This window comes from Mesobacillus campisalis (genome assembly GCF_000986785.1).
Classification (GTDB): domain Bacteria; phylum Bacillota; class Bacilli; order Bacillales; family Cytobacillaceae; genus Mesobacillus_B; species Mesobacillus_B campisalis.
This window is the reverse complement of sequence record NZ_LAYY01000005.1, coordinates 174,348-199,321: the sequence shown is the minus strand read 5'-3', so window position 1 is coordinate 199,321 and position 24,974 is coordinate 174,348. Positions and strand designations below refer to the sequence as shown.

Here is a 24,974-nt window from a genome sequence, read left to right as displayed (position 1 = left end):
TATTATGGTTTATTGCACACTCATCTCCGCACGATAATCATCAATCATCGCTTGTATCTCCGGATCTGCCGGAACATTTGTGACATCGTACAGGAATCCATCTGATTGGATCAGTTTCATTTTGCCGTTTATAACTTCAAAAGTTAAATCCAGGCGGCCCAAATAATGTTCCTGTTCTCCCCCGGCCTGAGTAATTGGCACCATCACCTCACCGTTGAATTCGTATTCAGGTGTTTCAATGATTTTGTGTGTATCTGCGCCGATCACCGCTGAAACTCCGGGAACCCGGGCCAGCTTGTGGTCTTCATCATTTCCGGCATGAGAAAGGACGACGTTGACATCCGCCTTTTCACTCACTTCCGGAAGCAATCCTTTCAACGCTTGGACTGGTTCGATAAAATCGAGGCCTGCAACGTCATTCCAGCCGCGGAGTTCAGGCTTCATCGATGTGATGCCAACTATGCCGACTTTAACGCCGCCGAAAGTGAATCCATTCCAAGGTTTCACATTTTGTATGTACTTTCCTGTTTCCCTGTCAACGACATTGCCAGCAAGGATTTGAAAATTAACGTTCCGATGGTAATCCTTTAATTGCTGGTAAAGGCTGTCCGGATTGCCCTCGCCCGCAGGATAGACACGGAAGTCATTGTTTCCGAGCACCATGGAATCATAACCCAGCTCTTTTAAAATAGAAGTCTCCAACTCTCCCTGACCGGCCTGAAACTCGCCGCGCAAGAAGACATCCCCGCCATCGACAAGAAGCACATTCTCCTCTTCATCGTGAACCTCTTCAATAACCGTTGCATATTTCGCAATCGAATTATGATGGACGCTGCCATCCTCCCGTGTGAAAAGGTCATCCAAATGACCGTGAATGTCATTTGTCTGGAGAATCGTCAGTTCGAATTTCTCCCCTTCCTTCAGCTTTTCAGCCCCCGCCGCAGACGGCTGGACGACAAATGTGGCAGCCATCGCAAGCGATAAACAACCCGCCAACAAATTCCTTTTCATCCCAATTCCCCCAATCCATTTTGTTCACATACTAAATGAATTGTAAAACAAGAATGTAAAGGCAGGATGAACCCCGCATTAAAATAACGTAAGTATGGGGACGGTTCTCGGGCATCACTTATGAACACAGGGTCCAAACTGGACGGCGTGCTCCCTTGTGGGCACTTTTTTAATAAAGGTTGACACTCCGTTTGTCACAGGTTTAGGGAAAAACGTGATAATTGAATGATATCTCCCATTTTTTGATACATATCCTGCAAGCATTGATGCTTATATCAGGATTGTTGATGCATAATCGTTGCGGTTGCATGTAGCAGGAAAGCTGTTGTCACAACCTGGACACAGGTTTTTCAAATAACGAGGATAATTGATGCAATTCCGGCAATATTTGATGCAATTATCCCCGTGAATGATGCAATTCCCGCAAAAATGGATGCAATCAGCGGGTTTGCCAAACAAAAACCAGCCTGTCCAAGTAAGTCTCCCCTGGTTCAGGCTGGTTTTTCCCGGTTATTCGCATACACTTCCTCTTTTTCTCCGAAACTTAAGCAAAAAAAGACTGCTTGATTCTAAAAACGATAGAATCAAACAGCCTTTCTTCCCGGAATGAAGCACGAGAACCGTCCCTCTGCTTCACCCTCAATTTGATGCACGACAACCGTCCCCATGCCTCACTTAAAGTTCTCCGGGAATACACTCAGATCAATATTAAACACGATTGGCAGGTAGTAGTAGGCGAACAGGACGATTAAAATGGTTGAGAATACGTTCAGCCAGAAGCCTGTCCGGACCATTTCGATGATTTTGATTTTCCCTGTTCCGAAAATGATGGCATTTGGCGGCGTTCCAACTGGCAGCATGAAGGCACAGTTTGCGGCAATGGCACAGGAAGCCATGATGGCAAACGGGTGAATGTCCAGGGCAACGGCCAGGGAGCCCAGGATTGGCATGATCATCGTCGCTGTCGCTGTATTGGATGTAATCTCTGTCAATCCCATGATTAACAAAGTGGCACCGCCAATAATCAGGAGCATATGAAGTCCATCCAGTACGGTCAGCTGCTCCCCTAAATAGGCAGACAGTCCGGTTGATTGGAAAGCAGCCGCAATCGCGAGCCCGCCGCCAAACAGCAACAGCACTCCCCAAGGGATATCCTTGGAGTCAGCCCATTCCAAAACGCGCGCACTCGCTCTTCCGGGAATCAGGAACAAGAGGATGGTAGCGACCATGGCAATCATCCCGTCAGAAATTCCCGACAACTCCATAATCATCGCTTCTTCGCCGCGCCAGAAAAAGTCCTTTGTGATCCACATGAAGGCAGCGAAAACAAACACGGCTGCGACAATTCCTTCTTCATATGACATCTTCCCGAGCTTTTGGCGTTCCTTTTGAATGAGTTCTTTACCGCCAGGAAGCTGTTTGAAACCTACTTTAAAAGCTACTTTGACCAAATAAAACCAAGTCAAAAGAAGAACGATCAGCATGAGCGGAGCGGCAAACAACATCCATGAAGCAAATGATACTTCTGCGCCAAATAATTCCCTGACTTGCCCGGCAAAAATGATGGTCGGAGGAGTCCCAATCAGCGTAGCAAACCCGCCAATGGTTCCGGCGTACCCGACACCAAACAGCATCGATTTTTCAAACTTGGGCAGCTCTGCACGGTCCTTGCCTTTCAGCGTTTCCGCCACTTGAGCAGTAATCGCCAAGGCCATCGGCACCATCATCATAACAGCGGCCGTATTCGAAACCCACATCGATAAAAATCCGGTCGCCAGCATGAATCCAAGCATGATTCGCTGTGTGCTAGAGCCGATGACCGCGATGATGAAAAGCGCGATCCTTCGATGCAGATCCCATTTTTCCATCGCTGTGGCAATGAAGAAACCGCCTAAAAATAAGAAAATAATATCATTTCCGTAAGAAGAAACGACAGCGGAGCCTTCCATTGTGCCTGTTAAAGGAAATAAAACAATCGGCAGCAAGGAGGTGACCGGAATCGGAATCGCCTCCGTAATCCACCAGGTCGCAACCCATAGCGTAATCGCAAGGGCATACTTTCCTTCCATTGACAGATTATCCGGATGGAAGAATAGAAGAGTAAGAGCAAATAATAGCGGCCCTAATAGTAATCCAATCAATTGTCCTCTTGTATAGGAGGGTTTGTCCTTTTTAGGTCTCATTTTAACGGTTTTTTCCGCTGGTCCATCATATTCTGCAGCCTCTTCCTTCAAGGCGCCGCTGCCTTTTTTGGCATAAGCGAACACATTGAGAGCATCTTTTGTTTTGCTGTGCTGCTGCCACATTTTATCCCAGGTAAGGGAAAAACTCTGTTTCATCGTAACCACCCCTTTTTAAAAATTTGTGAGCTTTTTGTGAAAACGTTTACTTTATAATTTTTAAATATTGAGGCAATTACGTCCAGCTTTTTTAACTAAATGAAACTAGCTTTTAAAAAATGGGAGGACTCCGGCACGGCTTTATATTTTTGGAAAGGACGGCCGGAACTTTGGTAAATCAGCTCGGTCTGAATTAATTTTTCACCTTCAAAAAAGCGGATATACTTCCTTAGGGACACATGGGAAATCGAGCACCTTTCCGAAAGTTCATTGGCCGTAAGCCAGTCATTCGCGTCTATTAAACAGGCAAGGATCCGCAATGCCGTTTCCTTTGTAATTCCCTTTGGAAGTGTATAGACCTGGTTTTGGCCGCCTTTATGCAGCAGGCGGTCCAACTCCTGCTGGGAAAAGGTTTGGTTGGTTTGTATCCTGTTGGCGCGATACCGGTTCAGGGCTTCCTGAAAGCGCGCAAACGAAAAGGGTTTGATCAGATAATCGATGACACCATAGCGGTGCCCCGTCTGGACGGTATGGGCATCATTGGCCGACGTAATCAAAATCACATCGACATTCTTCCCTTCCGCCCGGATTTGCCGCAGCAAATCAAGCCCATTCCTGTTGCCAATATAAACATCAAGCAGCAGCAGATCAGGCTGATGTTGCTGTACCTGTTTTAATCCGTCTTCAATCGTATGGGCTTCACAGACCAGTTCAAAGCCATCCACTTTGTTCAAAAACAAGCGGTGGAATTTGCACACATCCAAATCATCTTCCACCATGGCAACCTTAATCTGCGAAACAGGAGGACGGGTTCCAGCATCTTTAATCATTTTGTGTACTCCTTTCTGTATAGGGGATATGCACCGTAATAATGGTGCCTCTCTCTTTTTCCGATAAAATGTCCAGCGTTCCATTAAGAGGCTGAAGTTTCTTTTTAATATTATCCAGGCCGTAGCCATGATCGCCCCTTTTTGTGCTTTTAAAATCGGGTTCGTTTGCGGAGAAGCCTATTCCGTTATCTTCAATCACATACCGAAGGACACCCCCGGCCTGCTTTAAGGTGAGCGTCAGCTGCTTATCGTCCTTATGCTGCATCGCTTCCCACGCATTTTCAAACGTGTTTCCAATCACTGTGACCCAGACATCAATGAGATTCGCATTCATGCTTGGCCAGGGAATCCCGCTCTGGAGATGGACTCTCACACCCATCTGTTCCATCCAGCTGATTTTTTTCGTTAAAAAGTGGGCGATGCTCACATCTTCGACAAGCTTCGCGACATCGCTGGCCGCACTCGCCGTTTTTAGATGGTAGCGCTCGGACAGGTCTTCAATATAGTCCTGTAATTCCAGATACGATTCTGTTTCGACCATCGCCTGGATGATGTGGAGTTTATTCATGAATTCATGCGTCTCACTTCTTAAGCTGCGGGCATACACCTCTGCGCCGGCAAGCTGCCTCATCATCTCGTTCAGATGGCTGCGTTCCTTAAACGTAGCCAGCGCCCCGACACACTGCTCGTTGACATACATCGGAACACACGTGACGACGGTCTCGACGTCCCCTTTTTTGACAGCCTGATTGTAAAAAGCGGAGGTGGCCTGCAGCTTCAGCTCCGGCCAAATCAGCTGGACCGGGGTGCGTTCAAATTCACCCTGGTAACCGGTTCGCCTCAGAAATTGCTTGGCTGTCTGATTGACCAGCAGCACCTCGCCCTGATTATTGATGGCTAAAATTCCGTCATCAACACTTTCAAGCATCGAATCCCGTTCCTGGATCGCCAGGGCAATTTCTTTTGGCTCCATTCCGTTCAATGTTTTTTTGATTTTATTGGCCAATAGCCAGGCGCCAACCAGGCCAATGATCAAAGAGATGGCTGTCACCAAAATCAGGATCAATTGCTGATTGAAAACGGCGGCCGCAATTTTATCGGTCGAAATCCCGACAGAAACAGCTCCGATTTGATTCCCTTCATCATCCGAGACCGGATGGAAAGCGCGCATCGAACGGCCCAGTGTCCCCACATTTTCCGAGACATACGTTTCCCCTTCAAATACCCGGCCGGCATCTGTCCCGACAAAGGTTCGGCCAATCCGCTCGGGGACAGGGTGAGTAAACCGAATTTTATTATTATCCATCACAACGATATAAAGAAGGTCACTTTCCGTCCTGATCTCCTCGACCACATTCATCAATGTCTGGTTGGTCTCCCCCGCCATCAGCGCATCCCGGACCAGCGGGTTATGAGCAAGATGGCTCGCACTCATCTTAACCTGCTCAGCCAAGGAATCTTTTGTCTGGCTGGCCAGCTTATACCCCATGAAAAGACTAAGTGTCATAAGCGACAGCAAAACAACCAGACTCGAAAACAGCATCACTTGCCCCTTAAGAGTCAACTTCCCCCAAAAACGTTTCATCCGCTGCACCCCCCCTTTTTTTACTATACCATTTTAGAGCATGGGGACGGTTCTGCTGCTTCCTTTGGAGCAGGCAGAACTCTCCAACACACCGGTAGTAATAGTGGCATCTTGAATGGGCCATTTTTACAGGAAGTGGAAGTTGGAAAATAAATGAGGGAATTTGGAAAGTAAATAGGTTGAATCCGAAAATAAACCCATTGAAATGGAATGTAAATCTGGGAATTTGGAAAGTAAATCAGGGCAAATGGAAAATAAACGGTCCAAAGCGAGTCCCATGTTTCAAAAATATTTAGAAAACACTATTGACATTTTGCTAATAGAATATAAAATTACCTTTATACCTTATCAAAGAAAATAAAATAATTACGATCTCTTATCAAGAGTGGCAGAGGGACTGGCCCGATGACGCCCAGCAACCGTTCCGAATGGAATTGGTGCTAAATCCTGCAAAACAAGCAATTGTTTTGGAAGATAAGAGAGGAGTAGTCCCTACTATTGTGCGATGAAACCTCTCTTTTCTGGAGAGGTTTTTTATTTTTATCGCCGTTGATAAGAAAGAATAGGGGGAGCAGAAAATGAAGAAGAATCTGATTAAAAGTACATTCACATCACTCATTGCCGCAACAGTTTTACTAACAGGCTGCGGATCCGGCGGAGGAACGCAGGAAGCAGCCAAATCCAATACACCAATTGAAGGAGTTCCTGAAGTTTTTGCCAATGGAGACCAGCCGAAAATCAAAGTCATCCGCAAGATTGGCGGAGATGACCATACAGCTCAATTCCTTGCGGGTGCCAAGCAGGAAGGCGAAGCGTTAGGCTTCCAGGTGGATGTGTTAACGGCAAATGGAGATACAGCGAAGTTCCACGATGCGATCAACCAGGCATTAAACCAGGATTATGATGGATTCATCATTTCCCACGGAGACGATGCGGCTACTGTCAGTGACGTACAGAAAATCGCCGACGCCGGCAAAAGCGTTGTTGCCTTTGACTCGCATGCCGATTTAAAGAACATTGACGGTGTCACGCTTGTTTCACAGGACGATGAAGCATTGGCGACTCTGGCACTGGACCAGCTGGTAAAAGAAACAAATGGGGAAGCGAATATTGCCTACCTATGGGTGGACGGATTCCCGCCAATGGTTAGACGAAACAAAGTGTACGAAGATGTTTTAGCGAAAAACCCTGGCCTTAAAGAAGTCGAGCGCTTTGGGGTAGCTGCAGCTGATACGAGTGTCCAAACCCAGAATGCGGTGGCGGCGATGCTGAATAAATACCCTAAAGGTGAGCTGGACGCGATTTTTGCCACATGGGATGCTTTTGCCATCGGTGCAGCGCGTGCGCTGAAAGAAGCGGGCCGTGAAGAAGTGAAAATCTATGGAATCGACGTTTCCAATGCGGACCTGCAGGAAATGCAGCGGGAAGGCAGCGCCTGGAAATATACCGCAGCAGTCGACCCGAAAGTGATCGGTACCGTCAATATGAGATTGCTAGCGAAGAAACTGGCTGGCGAGGAAACGCCTCAAACCCATGATTTGGCCGCTTCCCTCATCTCGCAGGAAGATCTTCAAAAGTCAAAAGACCCAGTGAACATGGTCAACCTGGCTGACATCATTGAAGGCTGGGGACAATCAGATGAGTTTGAAGAAGACTGGATGAAGACGTTAAAGGAACATTATAAAAAGTAACGATGACCGGCACTCTCTTTTTCACCAGATAAAGAGAGTGTCTTCTTTGAAAGGATGGTGACACAACATGACCACATTGGAGATGAAGAACATTTCGATCGAATTCCCGGGTGTAAAGGCACTGAACGAAGTCGATTTTACGGTTGAAAGCGGGAAAACCCATGCTCTGATTGGAGCCAACGGCGCTGGGAAGTCCACGCTTATGAAGATTCTTTCAGGGGCCTATGACCACTATACAGGGAAAATTTCGATGAATGGCGAGACCCTCTCCATCACTTCACCTAAAAGCGCCATGGATGCCGGAATTCAAATTGTCTACCAGGAAGTCGATACCGCTCTGATCCCCTCTTTAACGGTGGCGGAAAATATCATGCTGATGGACACGGTCCATAACATGGGGAAAAAGCAATGGATCAATTGGAAAAGCCTGAATACGAAAGCGGCCGCCATCCTAGCGGATATGAATTTGAACCTTCATCCTAAAAAACTGGTTAGTGAGCTAACATTGGCAGAAAAACAAATGGTTTTGATTGCCAGAGCGGTTTCGAAAGAATGCAAGTTCCTCATCCTCGATGAGCCGACCGCCCCTCTCAGCCATACAGAAACAAACGAATTATTTCGCATTGTAGAAGAATTAAAGAATCGCAGCGTCGGGGTTATTTTCATCTCCCATCGGCTACCCGAGATTTTTGAGATTTGTGATGAAATTACGATTATGAGAAGCGGCGAAGTCGTCGAGAGACAGAAAATCGCCGACACTACCCAAACCAAAGTGGTGGAGCACATGCTTGGCCAAAAGCTTGGTGAGCAGTTCCCCGAAAGACCGATGACTATTGGACATACAGTCCTTGAAGTAAAAGGACTTACAGATAGAGACAAGATTAAAGATTTTACTATGGAAGTCAAAGCAGGAGAAATTGTCGGCATCGCCGGCCTGGTCGGCGCCGGCAAGACGGAGTTCTGCAAGGCCCTGTTCGGCGCTGAAGGAAAACTGGCCGCCGGCAAAGTCAAGGTGAACGGAAAAGTAGTCAGCGTCCGAAATCCGCATCAAGCGGTGAAGAACGGCTTGGCCCTCGTCCCGGAAGAACGCCGCAAAGAAGGCATCCTTGTCCAGGAATCGGTGGAATCCAACTTAACGGCTGTAAACCTGGGCCATTTTTCAAAACGTTTCAGTTTCCTCGACCGGAAGAAGGAAAAGGCAGCGGCGAGGGAATGGATTGCCAACCTTGGAATCAAGACACCGTCGGAAGAAACAAAGGTCCAAAACCTGTCCGGCGGCAATCAGCAAAAGGTCGCCATCGGGAAGTGGCTGATCGCCGAGGCGGACGTCTATATTTTTGACGAACCGACCAAGGGTGTCGACGTCGGCGCCAAAAAGGACATTTTCAATCTGATTGCCGAGCTGGCAAACCGGGGTAAGGCGATTATTTATGCCTCCTCCGAGCTTTCCGAAATCATGGGCATCACCCACCGGGTTTACGTTCTTTATGACGGAAAGTCAGTAAAGGAACTGGAAACAAACACAACAAATGAAGAAGAACTATTATTCTACTCAACAGGGGGCAGGTAAAATGGAGGCAAACATATCATCGAAGAAACAGACCCCGGCAAAAACGTCCTTTGACCTTTTTCAATTTTTATATAAATATGGAACGATCATTACCATCTTTGTTCTGATTGCCATCTTTTCATGGGCCAATCCGAACTTTATCCAGGGGAACAATATTGTCAACATCCTGCGTTCGATTTCCATTGTCACCATCATTGCCATTGGAATTACCATCTCGTTAACCGTTGATGGCTTCGACCTTTCCGTTGGCTCGGTGGCCTCGTTATCGAACGCAATCGTGATTTCGATGTTCGTCTGGTTTTCGCAAAATACCCTTGTCGCGATCATCTCGGCGATTGCCGCCGCGCTCATTGTCGGGATATTAAACTCCATCATGATTGTAAAAATGCGGATTCCCGATATGCTGATGACGCTTGCGACGATGTTCATCATCCAGGGAATGGCCTTGACGTATACGAAGGGTGCGACTGTATCGGAAAACATGGTGATGAGTGACGGGACGATGGCAGAAGGTGTGATCAGCCCGTTCTTTGCGAAAATCGGCCAGGTGCCGTGGATCATCCTAATCATGGTCGTCGTGGTGGTAGTGGTTCATATCTTCTTAACCTATACGAAGCACGGAAGATACATGTATGTGATCGGCGGAAACAAGGAAGCAGCACGACTGTCGGGAATTCCGGTTAACAAGTACAAAGTGGCCGCCTATCTGCTTTCCGCTCTGTTCGCCGCAATTGGCGGGATTGTCCTCGCCTCACGCGTGATGACAGCCGAAATCAACTCTGGCGCCCCTTACCTGATGGATTCCGTCGCCGCCGCCTTTATCGGCTTCTCCGTACTGGGCGCAGGCAAGCCAAATGCCTTTGGAACCTTCGTAGGTGCGGTGCTCATCGGGATTCTGGCAAACGGCCTCGTCATGATGTCCGTCCCCTACTACGCCATGGACATCGTCAAAGGAACCGTCCTGGCATTTGCATTGGCAATCACGTACTACAAGCAAAAATAGATCATGGGGACGGTTCTCGTGCATCAATGAAGCACGAGAACCGTCCCTGTGTTTGTTGACAAATTCGTTAGATTAGATAAAAATGAGAGCATCTTAATTTGGAGGTTTTTGTTTGTTTAACTTATGTTTTGAGCTGGCAGGTACTTTCTCTTCATAACTAAATTAAAGGAGAGTATCTATAATGGAAAAATTTTTTTATGAAGCTTTTGAAGGGCTGGCCCGTTTGGCTCCGGGAAGTGAACTATCCACAAAAAAGGCCGCTTCGCTGGTAAATATGGACCACGAAAAAGAATTGAACATACTGGATATAGGATGCGGAAATGGAATTCATACACTGATTTTAGCCGAAACCTTTCCAAATGCCCATATTACCGCAGTGGATACCAACCAGCAATCCCTGGATACGCTGAAACAACACCTTCAGATGAAGGGATTGGAGGACAGGGTCAAAGTCCTGAATGCTTCCATGCTGGAGCTGGACTTCCCTTCGGAAACATTTGACCTCATCTGGGCGGAAGGTTCGATTTATATTGCAGGATTTCAGGAAGGACTTAGGCAGTGGAAATCCTTCTTAAAGCAAGATGGCTATCTGGTATGCAGTGAAATCTCATGGCTGCATGCGGACCCTTCTCAAGAAAGCAAAGACTTTTGGGCCCAAGGTTATCCGGAAATTAATACTATTTCCAATAAGGTGAGTCAAATCGTCGATTCAGGATATGCTTATGCCTTTTCATTTGTATTGCCAAAGAAAGATTGGCTCGACGAATATTACCATCCACTCGAACGCAACCTCAAAGAGATGGTACAAAAGTATAAGGATTCCCCCGTTGTGTTGGATGTAGTGAACATGATTAATCAAGAAATACATCTTTATCAGCATCATTCTGATGACTACAGTTATGTATTTTATGGAATGAAAAAATGCAGGTAGAGCATGGGGACGGTTCTCATGCATCATTGAGTCGCCCTGTGACACATTTTAGACACAGGTTTTTCAAATAAAGCAAATAATCGATGCAATAATGACTTGGTGTGATGCAATACCCTTCATTATTGAAGCAATTCTTGCTTTATTTGAAGCAATCAGCCAAAAACAGCCTGCCGGGACGACACAATCACTTCCAACAGGCTGTTTTTTGCTCACTTCACCATCCCTAATACAACACACTGTAAAGGATACGGTGCATGTCCCCGTTTCCATTTTTAACAACAGTTCCTGAAGGTTTGCATCTTGCGTATGATTCATCAATTGAATCGGGCTAATCCCTCCTATCCATCCAACTATTCATCATTCTTATCGTCCAGATTCATAAATTTATTCCAGTGTGGAAAGGTATTTTTCTAAATGCTTTTTCCCAGAATTACTTTTAGGTATAACGCCAAGATTCTTATACTTCCAAATGGTTTTTCTTTCATGAGGGTCTGCTTTTGAAAGGTCTTCATAATTAAAATCAATATTAAACTTCCCTATCTTATCAAAAACCATAGTGAAATTTGTCCAAGGCTCTTGGCCATTATCTTCAAACACCTTCCATAGTTCCTGAATTGAATCGACTAATCGATGCCATTTTTCTGAGTATTCAAGTTCACTAACTGTAAATAGTTCAGGTATATCATGACTGTGTATGGGTTTATCACTACCTTCGGGATAATAATAGAAGTAGGCAGTTTGAGATCCTTCAACAACCTCACCATATAAATAAACCTGAGACCACTCTTCTGGAATAGTTTCTACTACAACTTCTGCTATATGTTGATATAAACTATCTAATTGTTCTTCATTCATTTAACTTTCTCCCTCCCGGTAAATTATCAAATCTTCTAATTTCCCATTCATCATCACCAATTCTATACTTAATATCAAATGTCTCTGGACGCTGTGAATTACCCTTATAGCTAGGGGTTATCTTCACCTTCACCTCATCACCTTGTTTAAGGGCATCTGCCCATGTATTCTCAAGTTTTTTCCATTCACCTTTATTTAAATTGCCATTCATTGGAACAAGATTATCAAGATTTCCTGAACCTTTGAAAATACTAGCAATTAAATGTCCACCATCATCATCAGGTTTTCGATATTCTCTTCCTACTACCTTTTGAGCATAGTTATTTCTTTTTCCATCTCCAAATTTGAGGGTTCCTTCAGCATGTGATATCCTGCCTTGACCATCTGTTTTATAATTGTATCCTTCTTTACTTGTGTACTCAACATTGGGTTTTAGTGCTTTTTTACGACCATTCCTGGTATATTGGTCCCCGTATTTGACCTTTGTAATATCTCTACTTATTCCATTACCAACTCCATCACTCTTCCCCGCAACAATCTTCGCAACCTGTTCCTTCGCTTCCTGGAACGCTTCTCCGACTGTTTTCCGGTAGGCGCCGACTCCGGCCAGCTGGACCTGCAGGTTTGACGGGATAGGCAGGTCACCGAGTTTCTTCATGACTCCGCCGAACCAGACTTTGGTCGCGGCAAGCGGACCAACGACGACCTGGTTGTAAACCCTATTAAATGCCTGGCGGACTTTGCCGGTGTCAACGACGTTCTTTATGGATAAAAAGGTTTTCGAGTCCTTGGCGAATTTCAGAAAATCTGCCTTTCCTCCGGCTTTTCCAGCCTTCACTCCCATGACCGCCGCTTTCCCGCCAACTCCAACTGCTTTTGCCGGCGGAAAGATGGATAGCCCCAGCATGACCGCGGCCAGTGCCCTGTCACCTGCTGAGAGTTTCTCTCCTGTCACGGGATCATATTCGCTTCCCAGCCGCTGAAGATCGTACCATCCAAGCATTTCAAGCAGAAAATTGCCGGCTTTCCCAGACATACTCCGGTCTGCTTCGGCCATCTTGGCAGCGGTAAGCTTGACCAGCCGCTGGGCATCATCGAGTTTGCTTTTATACCGTTTAATGGAATGCTTAAAATCTGCCTCAAGATTATGTATATGTCCCGGCACCGCACCAGGGAAATTGGCGAGCAGCGAGCTAAAATGCCAGTTGAGTGCATGGAGCGCCTGGTCGCATTCCTGTTCCGCCTTCCCGATTTGCCCGGCAAATGCCTCCAACTCGTCTACCTTAATCTGAACTCTGGTCATCTTAACGCATCCGCCTTGTCCTGCAGCCTGCGGATCTCCCCGGAGATGGCATTCATCAAATCATTACCTACAGTATAGGACCTGTTCCCCGCACCATTCAACTCGCTCGCCATCTGTTCGTACGCCTGCCGTGTCTCCCCTTGCCAGGAAGGGGTGTAGCTGGCGTGTGCCGCACGATATATAGTTTTCCCGTCCTCCAGCCGCTCTAGCGCTTGCCGCACATTGCGCCTGTATCCTTCCAATATTTGAATCTGCATCAGCAGCTTCTGCCGCTTCGCCTTCCGTTCCAGCTCCTCAGCCAACTTCAGCTCCAAAAATATCCCCTCACATTCAGACTCTGATGTACCACATAATACCAAATATTAGGCGGAAATTAATCCGGCGGAAGTAACAAAAAAGCAGCAAGGGGACGGTTCTGCTGCCTCACTGGCCGATGCCACTCAAAATGAGGCACGAGAACCGTCCCCTTGTCTCATACGATAAAACGCTTTTTAAATACTTTGGTTAGCAACACATTGAAAATGCCGAAGATGAAGGACAGGATGATAAGGGCTGGGCCTGTGCCGAGCGAAAAGCCTTCCTGATCGATATCCGCATAGATCAACTGAATGCCCATAAGGTTAAAATCAAATGAATTCCAGCCCAACATAAAGCCCAGTGAAGAATACAAAAATGTTCCTAAAAATAGTAACAGGAAGACCATCAAAAAACCTGAAGCAAATAAATAGAAAAATGAGGTTTTCTTCATATATTAACATCCTTTCTCCGGTGAATGTGGGTCCGTATTTATCCTTCTGTACTAATTCAGTAAGGAAACCATTGGCATTTCCTCTTCAAATCTATATTTCTCGTAAAAACCTTTCCAAATCAATCCATTTCCAGTTTACCGGTAATTCATTATAAATTCTATAGGCCTAAACGAGTTTTAATGTAACTTTCAGAACTATAACAATTTATTTACATTGGTTAAGTTAATGGACGGTGATGATGTTTCTGTGTATGAAAAAATAAACGGAAACATTCCGCTTAACTTGGGAAATACCTGCATTTCCCGCCATTTAAGAGGAGCTTTTCCGTTTATGTGTATAAAATTCTTAAATTTAGCCTTATATTGAGGGGTTAAGGGAAATTTATCCGCTTATTTCTGCTTCTTCAGCCCCTTCTTTTTACCTTAACCGGAATTTCTCCGGCTATGTGGATGCATGGGATGCGGAGCTTCACCAACCCCACTCATTCTGATGCACGAGAACCGTCCCCATGCTTCACCCAATATGTATCATTTTAATTAGTTTCCTCTTTTTGTTAAACTAACCAAAAGGTTTATTTATACCAGTTTAGAGAGGTTGCCAGCATGGATCTTCGAAAATACCAACGGCTTAAAGAAGCTACTGCTCCCATCTTTTCAATGTTGTCGAAGTCAATAAAGATGAACACGTTTTGCCTCACCAAGCTCCATCAGGAAAGGGAAATTTTAGTTCTTGAAGCGTTGAATGTAAACGAGGTTATTTTACCGGAAGGAACCAGGATGCCTCTTGAGGATGCTTTATGAACCTTAATCCTTCAGAGTGGTCGTGAACCACTTTTCATCCCTAATACAAACGAGCTATTTCGTACACGCCAATACGAAGGCCCTCGTTCCCTCGGCATTAAAAGTTTCTATGGAGTGCCGATTTTCCTCCGCGATGGAACGTGGTTTGGGAATCTTTGCGCAACAGATACCAGGCAAGTGACTCTTAATGAAGAAGAGAAGGAACTTTTACGTAATATGGCTCTGTTCCTCTCCTATGCGATTGATTTAGAACACACAGCTTATACAGATTCGCTGACAGGGATTTACAGCCATTCTTTTCTAACAGAGCTTGAACAATATGAGGAATTATTTCTCAACCCATTTGCTTTATTCTTTATTGATATCGATGACTTCAAGTACGTCAACGACCGCTTTGGCCATAATGCGGGAGACTTCGTGCTTCAGGAGTTCGTCCACCGGATAAATACTCTGCTGTCCCCGCAGGATTTCCTTTTGCGATTCGCCGGCGATGAATTTTTAATTGTTTTACCCAATATTTCCGTAAATGAAATGAACGATAAGGGGAAGAGCATACTGGAGGCTCTTGGACAGCCTATCTACCTGCAGCAGCATGAAATCTATTTATCAGCCAGTATGGGGATTTCCATGTACCCTTCCCATGACGAAACTTTTACCGGTCTCATCCAAAAAGCCGATATTGCCATGTATGCGGCGAAACAAAGCGGGAAGAACCAGTTTTGCATCTACTCGGATTATTTGGAAAGAGAGCGTAAAAGACAAAGCAATAAAATCCAATACGCATTGGAGGGGCAGCAAAACATTATCCGGCTGATCAGTGACGGAGCCAGCCCTGATAAGATTTTAGACTCCATCACCAGATTTGTAGAAGACCAAACCGAAGGGGTTTGCTCCATCCTGCTTTATGAAAAAGAGAGTGAAACCTTATCATACCGCGCGGGAAAAGGCCTTCCCAAGGATTATATCGCTACGATCAATGGCATTAAAGTCGGCCCTGATGCAGGCTCCTGCGGGGCTGCGGCTTATACGAAGAAACAAACGATTGTGATGGATATTGATGGAGATAAAAGGTGGGAATCCTTTCGGAAAGCGGCGAAGGAATACGGCTTCCGTGCCTGCTGGTCGACCCCAATCCTTACGATCGATCAGGAATTGCTCGGGACATTTGCGATGTACTATAAACGCCCATATGCTCCTACCGACCGGGAAAAAGAGCTGGTTGAAAGGGCCACTTTCCTCGTCAAGCTAGTCCTTGAGCGTGAAAGGAATAAAGAGGAATTGGGGCAATTATTGAACATGGATCCGCTGACTCATCTGCCGAACCGGAAACAATTCCAAAACGACCTGCAGCACCTGTGCGGAAACGGAAAAACCCTAACCCCCTTTGCTATCTTTATGCTTGATATTGATGAATTCAACCCTCTTAATCTTGCATTTGGATATGTAAGCGGGGACCTCATCCTAAAAAAGGTAGCTTGCCGTTTGGTGAGAAACTTCCCAAAAACAGCCACCGTTTATCGCGTAGGCGGGAACGAGTTTGCCATTTGCCTGCCTTGTTCCCAAGAGAAAATCCCGTTCTTTTCAAAAGTGCTGGAAGATGTATTTTTAGAATCGTTCAGTGTTTCCAGCCATGAGGTCCGGCTTTCGGTGAGCTATGGGCACAGCCTTTTCCCTGTAGATGGCCAAACCCCCGAGGACGTAACACGGGTAGCGATGAAGGATTTGCTCAACAAAAAACATGAGAAGATCGCTCTGTCCCCTTTGCAATCTACCAGAATGGAAGAAATGGAGAGAATTGTCCTTACCAAGGATTTGTACTATGCTATCGAGCGAAACGAACTCTACCTTGAGTATCAGCCCCAGCATCATATTGACACGAATAAAGTGATCGGATTTGAGGCCTTGATCCGGTGGAAACACCCCATTTTGGGCGAGATACCGCCAGCCAAGTTCGTTCCCCTTGCAGAGAAAACTGGATTGATCATAAGGATTGGAAACTGGGTGCTGAAAACAGCTTGTGAAGAGCTGAAAAGGCTGCATACAGCCGGCTACACCTGGCTGCGAATGGGCGTCAATTTGTCCGCTTCCCAATTAAAACAACCCGACTTTGCCGCCCAGATCAAAAACATTCTTTCCGACTTGGAAATCTGGCCATCGAAGGTTGATATTGAAATAACCGAAAGCATGATGATTGAAGTCGAGCGGGTCCTCCCCGTCCTCCAGGAGCTGCATGAGTATGGAGTTTCGATCAGTTTGGATGATTTTGGCACAGGCTATAGTTCATTAGGCTACCTGACCAAGTTTCCAATCAACCAAATCAAAATCGACCAGTCCTTTATCCAAAGAATCGGCCACCTCGAAGACGAAATGGTCATCAAAACCATCATCGCCATGGCCCAGATTCTGCACCTGAACGTCATTGCAGAAGGAGTCGAAACAGAAGAACAACTCACTTTCCTGCAACAAGAACAATGCAACGAAGTCCAAGGCTACCTATACAGCAAACCCATACCAGCCGCCCAGCTCTTGAACTACATGGATTGATGTATTGCGACGGTTTGAGACCACTGAAAAAGTAGGTCTAAAATGTGCTTTAACGAGAATTTTCAGAACTATAACAACTTATTAACATTGAGTTAAGAAAAGGAACGTGGATGATGTTCTGAATGTGAAAAATAAACGGAAAAATTCCGCTTAACTTGGGAAATGCCAGCATTTCCCGCCATTTAAGGGGAGTTTTTCCGCTTATGTGTATCTAAATCCTCTGATTCAGCCTTATATAGAGTAGGTAAGGGAAATATATCCGCTTATTTTCGCATATTATGCCCCTGTTTTTTACCTTAACCGGAATTTCTTCGGCTATGTTCCCATTCAGATGCATGGGGACGGTTCTGCTGCCTCACAAACGCGCTGGTTTTGAGGCATGAGAACCGTCCCTGTGCATCACTCTTTTTCGGCGGCTTTTTTGTGGATTTCGGTTTCAATGGCCTGGACATGTTCGTCTTCAAGCTTTTGGTGGGGCTTGGGATGGAACCATTGAATTTCACCTTTATTGAGGAGAGCCCTGTATTCCTCCCCATGGATTTTCAGGGTGAATTGCTGGCGTTCGTACATTCTGTCTTCAAATGCAGGCTTGAACTCAAGATCTTCTATTCCGGCTTCACTGGAAATTCCATTTTGCCTCATTAAATAATGAATTTTTGATTCAATGGCTTCCATTTGTTCATCACCAAGCATTTGTTTCGGGTGCGGGTGATGCCATTGGATTCCATTCTCATGGAAGTAGCCTTTATACTCATTATTTTTTACTTTAAACGTAAAAGCATAACGCTCATGTACACGGTCCTCAAATACCGTATCCACTTCAAAATTTTTAATAACGGGCTTTTCATTGTTATCTTTAGGCATGGGTAGGCCTCCTCCGGTAATGGTTGGTTGCTTCCCCCTTATAGCTGAACTTGCAGGGAGGGACTGCCATAGGCAGTCGTTAATACTTTCTCAAAGACCGTGGCGTGGCGTGATTCAACTTTCTACTGATAATTTTGTGGCAATCGTTAAAAATTCGTTCAATAATCTGGGTCGAGTTCGCCAGCACCCGAATGCTTAAACCCGGGATGGCCAGCTTTGAAAGACCAAATTTGATGTTCGCCTGTTCCGAATAAATCTTATCGTACAACTCATCGAGAAGCTGATTATCTGTTTCTTCGCTGACCGCCATGAGCGAACCCAGATGGGTAAAGCCTTCCATAAAACCCAAGCCTTCCACCGAATTGTCCTCCGGAGACAACTTGATATGATCGAATACACCAAGCTTCCCATCCAAATAAATTTCGGTTTTTAACTGGATCGTGTCATAGCTGAACTTTTCCCCGCTTGGCGACCAGCCCGGAGTGAGAATATCCGTATACAAGAACGTTGACCCCGATTCCATCCGGACAACGTTCTTTTGCTTATAATGGGCATTTTCATACGCAATCAGCGGGTCAGGAAGGTATTCCAGATAACTTCCTTTTTTAAGCAGGATTTCTGATTCCTGATAAACATGATCTTTTGGCGTCTTATAAACCTTTGTGGCCGATTGCGTGGTTAGGGTCACTTTTGAATCCTCGCCGGCAGAAATTTTCATCCTGTACCGATCGCCATCCAAATATCCGCCTCCCGGGTTCAAAAGGTAATAGCAGACCTGGCCGGAGTCATCATGGTAAATGGGCCGCATCACCTTGAATGCCCCCTGGAAAAAGACATTTCCCGCAACGGTTTTTCCGTTGCGGTTTTCCAGGTCTAATGATAGTTCCCCTGTCCAATCACCCATTTTAATCCAATCCTTTTAATAAGGCATTCTTCTTGATCCAGTCAATGACCTGGCCAAGGCCGTCCTCATCCTTTAAGTTTGTGAAGACAAATGGTTTATCTCCGCGGAACACCTTTGTATCCTGCTCCATCACCTCGAGGCTGGCCCCGACAAAGGGAGCAAGGTCGGTTTTATTGATGATGAATAAATCCGATTTAATCATTCCCTGGCCGCCCTTGCGCGGAATCTTCTCGCCTTGCGCCACATCAATGATATAAATGGAAAAATCAACGAGCTCCGGGCTGAAAGTAGCCGCGAGATTATCGCCGCCGCTTTCAACAAAAATGAGTTCAACACCAGGATGGCGTTCTATCAGTTCATCAATAGCGGCAAAGTTCATTGATGCATCTTCACGGATGGCGGTATGAGGACAGCCCCCCGTTTCCACCCCGATGATCCGGTCCTCAGGGAGAACGCCATTCTGGATAAGAAATTTCGCGTCTTCTTTTGTATAGATATCATTGGTGACAACCGCCATTTGGATTTCATCTTGCAGATGACGAGTCAACTTTTCGACAAGCATGGTTTTTCCTGCTCCAACAGGGCCCCCAATTCCGATTTTAATTGGTTCCATTCAAACACTTCCTTTAAACTTCTTTGATAAAAATTAAGACATGAAAATACGAATATTTACCCGTTCATGCTTCATTTGGGATAATTCCAATCCTGGTGATACAATGCCAAAGTCTTCCTCCCCCAGCAACAATATTTTTTCTACGGCCTTGGTCAGGTCGGACACGAATCGATGGATGATCATTTGCCCTCCCGTCTGGCCAAGCGGAATGGCACGCACCCCATTTTGTACCATGCTGGAAATGGAAGAATACAAGTAATAGAGGATGGCATTTGTTTTTGATACTCCAAGGCCGTGAGCGACCATCGTAAACACGATGGAAGGATGGCCGAAAGAATGTTTCTTTCTTATTTCCTCATTATATTTGGAAAGAATAGGGAAGCCGAATAAGGTTTGTGCTAATTTTAGCATTCGGCTCCCAATCATTTGTGTTCCTTCCCTAGTTTCCCTCGGAAGATTTTGAACCGTTAACAGCCGGTCCAGTTCCCATATACGCTCAAAATCTTCAATTGAGAGGGCCTCATAGACGAGGCTGCAGGCAAGCCCATCAGTATAGACGAGCTGCTCATGCAAATACACCTGCAGCCACCGGTAAAACGTCTCCTGGTCGGTGACCAGGTTGTCCTGGATGTAACTTTCCAATCCAAATGAGTGGCTGAAGGCGCCCGTTGGGAAATTTGAATCGCATAGCTGGAATAAAGAAAGGATGTTTTTATCCATGACTGTGACCTATATGCCGGAACGCCTGCTTAACTTTCCTGTCCTCCCGCTTGAAAGGAATTCCAAGCCCTTGAAGAAGTTCCTCTACTAAATAGTCGTATTGAACAAGCATATCGTTTTCTTCAAACTGGGCCGGCATATGCCGGTTTCCCAGCTGATGGGCAATCGTCCCCATTTCCTTCAGGCTTCTAGGGCTGATGACAAGCAGGTCATCCGAAAGCACATCAATGACAATCATATTTTTATCGTCCATATACAGTACATCGCCGGCTAAAAGATCGCGGGGCTCTCTCAAGCGAATCCCCAGCTCATTTCCATGGTCTGTTTTGACCCGCTGAATTCTTTTCACCAGGCTGGCGCTCTCAAGATAGACTTTCTCCATGTGGCGCTTGCTGATTTCTTTTGGATCCATATCTTCTAGATTTCCGACAATCTTATCAATAATCAATTCTTTCACCTCAGAATAGGAAATAACGCTGTCCCATTGGAACGACATCCACAGGTTCGCATGTCAGCAGCTCTCCATTGACACGAACCTCATAGGTTTGCGGATCCACCGTGATTTCAGGTGTTTCAGCATTGAGCTTCATATCTTTTTTAGACAGCGTGCGGATTCCTCCAACAGGATGAATCAATTTTTCAAGACCAAGCTTTTCATGTACTCCATCTTCGTAAGCGGCTTGTGAAATGAATGTAGCCGAGCTTTTTGGCAAAGCTTTTCCGAACTGGGCATACATTGGACGGTAGATATACGGCTGCGGCGTTGGGATGGAAGCATTTGCATCTCCCATCAAGGCTTTTACCGCCAGTCCGTTCTTTAGGATCATCTCGGGCTTCACACCAAAGAATTTCGGGGACCAAAGGACAAGATCCGCCATTTTACCGACTTCGATTGAGCCGACATAGTTGGAAATTCCATGCGTAATCGCAGGATTAATCGTATATTTTGCGATGTAGCGCTTGGCACGGTTGTTATCGGCATATTGGCTGTCTCCCTGCAGAAGGCCTCTTTGTTTTTTCATTTTGTCCGCCGTTTGCCACGTACGCAAAATAACCTCTCCGACACGTCCCATTGCCTGTGAATCCGAGCTGACCATGCTAAATACACCCATGTCCTGAAGGATATCTTCAGCTGCAATCGTCTCTCTTCTAATTCTTGAATCCGCAAAAGCAATATCTTCGGGCACCGAAGGATTGAGATGATGGCAAACCATCACCATATCAAGATGTTCGTCAATTGTGTTAACCGTATAAGGTAAGGTAGGATTTGTTGATGAAGGGAGAATATTTAAATATCCTGCTGATTTGATTAGGTCGGGGGCATGTCCACCGCCTGCACCTTCCGTATGATACATGTGAAGAACCCGGCCTTTTACCGCGGCCATGGTATTCTCCATAAAGCCATTTTCGTTTAGCGTATCTGCGTGAAGGGCGACTTGAATATCATATTTGTCAGCTGCACGTAAGGCGTGATCCAGGGCTGAAGCAGTTGCTCCCCAGTCTTCGTGCACTTTAAGGCCGATTACACCAGCTTTTATTTGCTCCGCTAAAGGCTCCATGGCCGCGGCACTTCCTTTTCCGGTGAAACCAATGTTGATTGGAAGTCCTTCCGCCGCCATTAACATGCGATGTATGTTCCATTCGCCCGGAGTGACCGTTGTGGCCCGTGATCCGGTTGCAGGCCCCGTGCCTCCCCCGATCAATGTGGTTGTCCCTGCTGCTAACGCCAGTGAAACCTGTTCGGGATTCATAAAGTGAACATGCGTATCAATTGCTCCGGCCGTAACAATAAAGCCTTCACCGGCTATAATTTCCGTGGACGCGCCAATGATGATATCCACTTTATCCATAATAAGCGGGTTGCCGGCTTTTCCGATTCCGGAAATTTTTCCGTCCCGAATCGCAATATCCGCTTTATAGATTCCAGTGTAATCCAGAATAACGGCATTGGTAATCACCGTGTCCGGCACACCGTCTTTTTCCCTGGTGGCAAGCGGATGCTGTCCCATTCCGTCCCGAATGACCTTACCTCCGCCGAAAACAACCTCTTCTCCATATTGGGTATAGTCCTTTTCTATCTGAATAAATAAATCCGTATCAGCAAGCCGGACAGAGTCACCTGTTGTCGGACCGAACATTTCAGCATATTGTTTCCTGGACATGTTAAAACTCAAGAGTCATCCCTGCTTTCCAATGATCCTTCTACTTTATTATTAAACCCGTATACACGGCGTTCTCCGGCGTAGTTAATAAGCTGGATTTCCTTTTCATCACCAGGTTCAAAGCGAACAGCCGCTCCAGCCGGAATGTTGAGCCGTTTTCCATAGGCTTCCTTCCGATTAAACTGAAGCGCTTCGTTCACTTCATAAAAATGGTAATGGGAACCTATTTGAACGGGGCGGTCACCGGTGTTTGTTACGGAAAGTGTAAATACTTCTTTGCCTTCGTTGCAAATAATGTCTTCTTCCTTGAGAATGTATTCGCCTGGCAACATGAGCGTTCCCTCCTGGTTATCGTATCGGACTATGAACTGTCACTAATTTCGTCCCATCCGGAAAAGTGGCTTCCACCTGGATATCATCTATCATTTCGGGGATTCCTTCCATCACATCTTCCCGGGACAATATCGTTGCTCCATACTCCATCAGCTCGGCTACAGATTTCCCGTCCCTTGCCCCTTCCAAAACTTCATAAGTGATGAGAGCTATGGCCTCCGGATAATTTAATTTTAAACCCCGGTCTCTTCGGCGCTTTGCAAGGTCTGCTGCCACAACAATCATGAGCTTGTCCATTTCCCTTGGCAATAAATGCATCGACTCAACCTCCTTTCATTTTTGCTATTAAAAAAACTCCCTTTGGGGAGAAAAGGGGGGACTTTTGGCACTTTACTGAAAAAAACAAAAAGCATTATATATAATGCCCTTCCCAGCACCCATTTATCCGCCCCAGTTGCATTCTAGCATATAAAAAAACCAAGGTGAAACGAAACGCATGGGGACGGTTTTTTAGTGGAAACAAGGGGCGTTTTGCAGAAAAAAAAGGCATAACGAGCCGTTAACGCTGCCCATTGTGCCCCTTTTTCCACTTAAGTATTTCGTTCCGTTCATGCCGAACGCTCATCCTTAATTGAGGCACGAGAACCGTCCCCCTGCTTCGCAATTTTCCATTCATTCTTCAACCCTTTATAGGTTGAATAACACATAACGAGCATTAAAACGGATAATGGTATCGATGTAGCAACTAGTGCGGATTGCAAACCTGCTAAGCCTCCGGTCATAATTAGTACACTGGATACGGCACCAACCACAATTCCCCATATTATTTTCGTTGAGTGGGAAGGATTTGGATTCCCGTTTTCACTGATCATTCCTAGTACAAAAACAGCTGAATTTGCAGAAGTAATAAAGAAAACGAGAACTAATACCATGGCTAAAATACTTAGAAATACACTCATTGGAAAATAGTCAAAGAACTTGAACAATGCAGAGGTAACATCAGTGGAAACAGCGGCAGCGATAGCTGTTTCGCCGCTGTTTTGAATAAGATCTATAGCTGATCCTCCCATAACGGCAAACCAGAAGAACGCCCCTAAGACAGGGATAAAAATAGCTCCTATCATAAACTCTTTTATGGTTCTCCCTTTCGATATTCTGGCTACAAAGCTGCCTACAAGTGGGGCCCATGCAATCCACCATCCAAAGTAAAACAGCGTCCAGCTGGCGATCCAGGATCCTTCCCTGTATGGTTCCGTCCTAAATGACATTCCAATAAAATTTTGAGCGTAATCTCCTATCCCTTGAATAAAGATTTTTAAAATGGACTGCGTTGGCCCAAGAAGCAATACGAACCCTAATAAAGCAAAGGCCAGCAGCATATTAAGATTGGAGAGATGCTTCATCGCTCCCTGCAGCCCTGAAACGGTTGAGCCAATGTAAATGAGGCTGACAACAACGATAATTCCCACTTGGGTATAAAAACTTACCGGAATTCCCCATAAGTAATTCATTCCGCTGTTCACCTGCAATGTTCCAAAGCCCAGGGAAGTCGCGATTCCAATGACAATCGATAAGATGACCATCACATCAATCATTTTGCCGAAAGGACCTCTAACCTTTTCACCGATTAAGGGATAAAAAACGGAACTAAGAGAGGCTGGGAGTTTTTTGCGAAACTGGAAAAAGGCCAAAGAGACACCTACAACCGCATAACACGCCCAAGCAGAGACTCCCCAATGCAGATAAACGAATTGCATGGCAAGTTTTGCGGATTCTTCCGAGGAACCTGTTCCAAAAGGGGGATCAATATAATAGGAAACAGGTTCTGCAACACCCCAAAATACGAGACTGATGCCAATGGAAGCACTAAACAGCATTCCAATCCAGGTAGCTGTTTTATATTCAGGCCGATCGCTGTCATCACCAAGCCTGATATGCCCAAACTTCGAAAGTCCAATATACATGCAAAAGGCGAAGAAGAAAAATACACTCGCAAGAATGAACCAGCCGAGATTATTATAGATGAATTCAAGGGAATTGTTTGAGAAGCTTTCCATTTGTTTTGGTGCAAATACTCCAACGCTGATCAAAGCCAAACTGATGGCTAAGGAGGAAAAAAATACTGTTCTCTTACTGTTCATGTCAACACTCCTTGTATATGAATAGT

The 24,974-nt window shown here is 45.6% G+C and carries 23 protein-coding genes and 1 riboswitch; of the genes, 6 read left to right on the top strand and 17 right to left on the bottom strand.

Annotated elements, in window-relative coordinates:
- Positions 1-9: 9 nt before the first annotated feature.
- The 4 genes from WQ57_RS06440 to WQ57_RS06425 form a co-directional block, all read right to left on the bottom strand.
- Positions 10-1,011 carry a bifunctional metallophosphatase/5'-nucleotidase gene (locus WQ57_RS06440; protein WP_046522912.1) on the bottom strand — a complete coding sequence of 334 codons (1,002 nt, stop codon included), beginning with the start codon at positions 1,009-1,011 and terminating at the stop codon, positions 10-12.
- A 671-nt stretch (positions 1,012-1,682) separates the two neighbouring features.
- Positions 1,683-3,350, bottom strand: a complete 1,668-nt coding sequence (locus WQ57_RS06435) for an SLC13 family permease (protein ID WP_046522911.1) — start codon at positions 3,348-3,350, stop codon at positions 1,683-1,685.
- Positions 3,351-3,445: 95 nt separating this feature from the next.
- Positions 3,446-4,180, bottom strand: coding sequence for a response regulator (locus WQ57_RS06430; RefSeq protein ID WP_052948657.1), 735 nt, complete (start codon positions 4,178-4,180; stop codon positions 3,446-3,448).
- A complete protein-coding gene (locus tag WQ57_RS06425) occupies positions 4,173-5,765 on the bottom strand; it encodes an ATP-binding protein (RefSeq protein WP_046522910.1) in 1,593 nt (530 codons plus the stop codon). The genes WQ57_RS06430 and WQ57_RS06425 overlap by 8 nt, the downstream gene beginning before the upstream one ends.
- Before the next feature lie 373 nt (positions 5,766-6,138).
- Positions 6,139-6,246, top strand: a riboswitch (SAM riboswitch).
- Positions 6,247-6,343: 97 nt separating this feature from the next.
- On the opposite strand from WQ57_RS06425, the gene WQ57_RS06420 reads away from it, so the two are divergent.
- The 4 genes from WQ57_RS06420 to WQ57_RS06405 all read left to right on the top strand — a co-directional run bounded on the left by WQ57_RS06420 (position 6,344) and on the right by WQ57_RS06405 (position 10,960).
- Positions 6,344-7,456, top strand: coding sequence for a sugar ABC transporter substrate-binding protein (locus WQ57_RS06420; protein ID WP_046522909.1), 1,113 nt, complete (start codon positions 6,344-6,346; stop codon positions 7,454-7,456).
- Between the two features lie 67 nt (positions 7,457-7,523).
- On the top strand, positions 7,524-9,026 hold the full coding sequence (locus tag WQ57_RS06415; RefSeq protein WP_046522908.1) for a sugar ABC transporter ATP-binding protein: 1,503 nt from the start codon (positions 7,524-7,526) through the stop codon (positions 9,024-9,026).
- A gap of 1 nt (position 9,027) precedes the next feature.
- Positions 9,028-10,029, top strand: a complete 1,002-nt coding sequence (locus WQ57_RS06410; protein WP_046522907.1) for an ABC transporter permease — start codon at positions 9,028-9,030, stop codon at positions 10,027-10,029.
- 181 nt (positions 10,030-10,210) lie between these two features.
- A complete protein-coding gene (locus tag WQ57_RS06405) occupies positions 10,211-10,960 on the top strand; it encodes a class I SAM-dependent methyltransferase (RefSeq protein ID WP_046522906.1) in 750 nt (249 codons plus the stop codon).
- Positions 10,961-11,344: 384 nt separating this feature from the next.
- On the opposite strand, the gene WQ57_RS06395 is transcribed toward WQ57_RS06405, so the two are convergent.
- The 4 genes from WQ57_RS06395 to WQ57_RS06380 all read right to left on the bottom strand — a co-directional run bounded on the left by WQ57_RS06395 (position 11,345) and on the right by WQ57_RS06380 (position 13,866).
- Positions 11,345-11,815, bottom strand: a complete 471-nt coding sequence (locus WQ57_RS06395; RefSeq protein WP_046522904.1) for an antitoxin YezG family protein — start codon at positions 11,813-11,815, stop codon at positions 11,345-11,347.
- Complete coding sequence (locus WQ57_RS26130) at positions 11,808-13,118, bottom strand: DNA/RNA non-specific endonuclease (RefSeq protein ID WP_084820188.1); 1,311 nt, start codon at positions 13,116-13,118, stop codon at positions 11,808-11,810. The genes WQ57_RS06395 and WQ57_RS26130 overlap by 8 nt, the downstream gene beginning before the upstream one ends.
- Positions 13,115-13,432 (bottom strand): DUF5082 domain-containing protein, encoded by a 318-nt coding sequence (locus tag WQ57_RS06385; protein WP_046522903.1) that lies wholly within the window; start codon positions 13,430-13,432, stop codon positions 13,115-13,117. Before WQ57_RS06385 ends, WQ57_RS26130 begins: the two co-directional genes overlap by 4 nt.
- 158 nt (positions 13,433-13,590) lie before the next feature.
- Positions 13,591-13,866, bottom strand: a complete 276-nt coding sequence (locus tag WQ57_RS06380; RefSeq protein WP_046522902.1) for a hypothetical protein — start codon at positions 13,864-13,866, stop codon at positions 13,591-13,593.
- A 603-nt stretch (positions 13,867-14,469) separates the two neighbouring features.
- Between WQ57_RS06380 and WQ57_RS06375 the strand changes: the two genes are divergently transcribed.
- Both WQ57_RS06375 and WQ57_RS06370 read left to right on the top strand, forming a co-directional pair.
- Positions 14,470-14,667, top strand: a complete 198-nt coding sequence (locus tag WQ57_RS06375; protein ID WP_046522901.1) for a hypothetical protein — start codon at positions 14,470-14,472, stop codon at positions 14,665-14,667.
- A 6-nt stretch (positions 14,668-14,673) separates the two neighbouring features.
- The gene (locus tag WQ57_RS06370; protein WP_338151891.1) at positions 14,674-17,211 is read left to right on the top strand and encodes an EAL domain-containing protein; all 2,538 of its coding nucleotides are present in this window, start codon (positions 14,674-14,676) and stop codon (positions 17,209-17,211) included.
- 399 nt (positions 17,212-17,610) lie between these two features.
- On the opposite strand, the gene WQ57_RS06365 is transcribed toward WQ57_RS06370, so the two are convergent.
- The 9 genes from WQ57_RS06365 to WQ57_RS06325 form a co-directional block, all read right to left on the bottom strand.
- The gene (locus WQ57_RS06365) at positions 17,611-18,075 is read right to left on the bottom strand and encodes a hypothetical protein (protein WP_046522899.1); all 465 of its coding nucleotides are present in this window, start codon (positions 18,073-18,075) and stop codon (positions 17,611-17,613) included.
- A gap of 79 nt (positions 18,076-18,154) precedes the next feature.
- Positions 18,155-18,979, bottom strand: a complete 825-nt coding sequence (locus WQ57_RS06360; RefSeq protein ID WP_046522898.1) for an urease accessory protein UreD — start codon at positions 18,977-18,979, stop codon at positions 18,155-18,157.
- Position 18,980: 1 nt separating this feature from the next.
- Positions 18,981-19,592, bottom strand: coding sequence for an urease accessory protein UreG (gene ureG / locus WQ57_RS06355; RefSeq protein ID WP_046522897.1), 612 nt, complete (start codon positions 19,590-19,592; stop codon positions 18,981-18,983).
- A 33-nt stretch (positions 19,593-19,625) separates the two neighbouring features.
- The gene (locus WQ57_RS06350; RefSeq protein WP_046522896.1) at positions 19,626-20,312 is read right to left on the bottom strand and encodes an urease accessory protein UreF; all 687 of its coding nucleotides are present in this window, start codon (positions 20,310-20,312) and stop codon (positions 19,626-19,628) included.
- A complete protein-coding gene (gene ureE, locus WQ57_RS06345) occupies positions 20,305-20,760 on the bottom strand; it encodes an urease accessory protein UreE (RefSeq protein WP_046522965.1) in 456 nt (151 codons plus the stop codon). Before ureE ends, WQ57_RS06350 begins: the two co-directional genes overlap by 8 nt.
- 10 nt (positions 20,761-20,770) lie before the next feature.
- Complete coding sequence (ureC, locus tag WQ57_RS06340) at positions 20,771-22,486, bottom strand: urease subunit alpha (RefSeq protein WP_046522895.1); 1,716 nt, start codon at positions 22,484-22,486, stop codon at positions 20,771-20,773.
- Positions 22,483-22,806, bottom strand: coding sequence for an urease subunit beta (locus WQ57_RS06335; protein ID WP_046522894.1), 324 nt, complete (start codon positions 22,804-22,806; stop codon positions 22,483-22,485). Before WQ57_RS06335 ends, ureC begins: the two co-directional genes overlap by 4 nt.
- A gap of 16 nt (positions 22,807-22,822) precedes the next feature.
- Positions 22,823-23,125, bottom strand: coding sequence for an urease subunit gamma (locus WQ57_RS06330; RefSeq protein WP_046522893.1), 303 nt, complete (start codon positions 23,123-23,125; stop codon positions 22,823-22,825).
- 290 nt (positions 23,126-23,415) lie between these two features.
- Complete coding sequence (locus WQ57_RS06325; protein ID WP_046522892.1) at positions 23,416-24,948, bottom strand: BCCT family transporter; 1,533 nt, start codon at positions 24,946-24,948, stop codon at positions 23,416-23,418.
- Between the last annotated feature and the right edge of the window lie 26 nt (positions 24,949-24,974).

Coding starts and splice junctions, on each gene's coding strand:
- WQ57_RS06440 (WP_046522912.1), bottom strand. CDS start 1,011: ATGAAAAGGAATTTGTTGGCGGGTTGTTTATCGCTTGCGATGGCTGCC.
- WQ57_RS06435 (WP_046522911.1), bottom strand. CDS start 3,350: ATGAAACAGAGTTTTTCCCTTACCTGGGATAAAATGTGGCAGCAGCAC.
- WQ57_RS06430 (WP_052948657.1), bottom strand. CDS start 4,180: ATGATTAAAGATGCTGGAACCCGTCCTCCTGTTTCGCAGATTAAGGTT.
- WQ57_RS06425 (WP_046522910.1), bottom strand. CDS start 5,765: ATGAAACGTTTTTGGGGGAAGTTGACTCTTAAGGGGCAAGTGATGCTG.
- WQ57_RS06420 (WP_046522909.1), top strand. CDS start 6,344: ATGAAGAAGAATCTGATTAAAAGTACATTCACATCACTCATTGCCGCA.
- WQ57_RS06415 (WP_046522908.1), top strand. CDS start 7,524: ATGACCACATTGGAGATGAAGAACATTTCGATCGAATTCCCGGGTGTA.
- WQ57_RS06410 (WP_046522907.1), top strand. CDS start 9,028: ATGGAGGCAAACATATCATCGAAGAAACAGACCCCGGCAAAAACGTCC.
- WQ57_RS06405 (WP_046522906.1), top strand. CDS start 10,211: ATGGAAAAATTTTTTTATGAAGCTTTTGAAGGGCTGGCCCGTTTGGCT.
- WQ57_RS06395 (WP_046522904.1), bottom strand. CDS start 11,815: ATGAATGAAGAACAATTAGATAGTTTATATCAACATATAGCAGAAGTT.
- WQ57_RS26130 (WP_084820188.1), bottom strand. CDS start 13,118: ATGACCAGAGTTCAGATTAAGGTAGACGAGTTGGAGGCATTTGCCGGG.
- WQ57_RS06380 (WP_046522902.1), bottom strand. CDS start 13,866: ATGAAGAAAACCTCATTTTTCTATTTATTTGCTTCAGGTTTTTTGATG.
- WQ57_RS06375 (WP_046522901.1), top strand. CDS start 14,470: ATGGATCTTCGAAAATACCAACGGCTTAAAGAAGCTACTGCTCCCATC.
- WQ57_RS06365 (WP_046522899.1), bottom strand. CDS start 18,075: ATGCCTAAAGATAACAATGAAAAGCCCGTTATTAAAAATTTTGAAGTG.
- WQ57_RS06360 (WP_046522898.1), bottom strand. CDS start 18,979: ATGGGTGATTGGACAGGGGAACTATCATTAGACCTGGAAAACCGCAAC.
- ureG (WP_046522897.1), bottom strand. CDS start 19,592: ATGGAACCAATTAAAATCGGAATTGGGGGCCCTGTTGGAGCAGGAAAA.
- WQ57_RS06350 (WP_046522896.1), bottom strand. CDS start 20,312: ATGGATAAAAACATCCTTTCTTTATTCCAGCTATGCGATTCAAATTTC.
- WQ57_RS06335 (WP_046522894.1), bottom strand. CDS start 22,806: ATGTTGCCAGGCGAATACATTCTCAAGGAAGAAGACATTATTTGCAAC.
- WQ57_RS06330 (WP_046522893.1), bottom strand. CDS start 23,125: ATGCATTTATTGCCAAGGGAAATGGACAAGCTCATGATTGTTGTGGCA.
- WQ57_RS06325 (WP_046522892.1), bottom strand. CDS start 24,948: ATGAACAGTAAGAGAACAGTATTTTTTTCCTCCTTAGCCATCAGTTTG.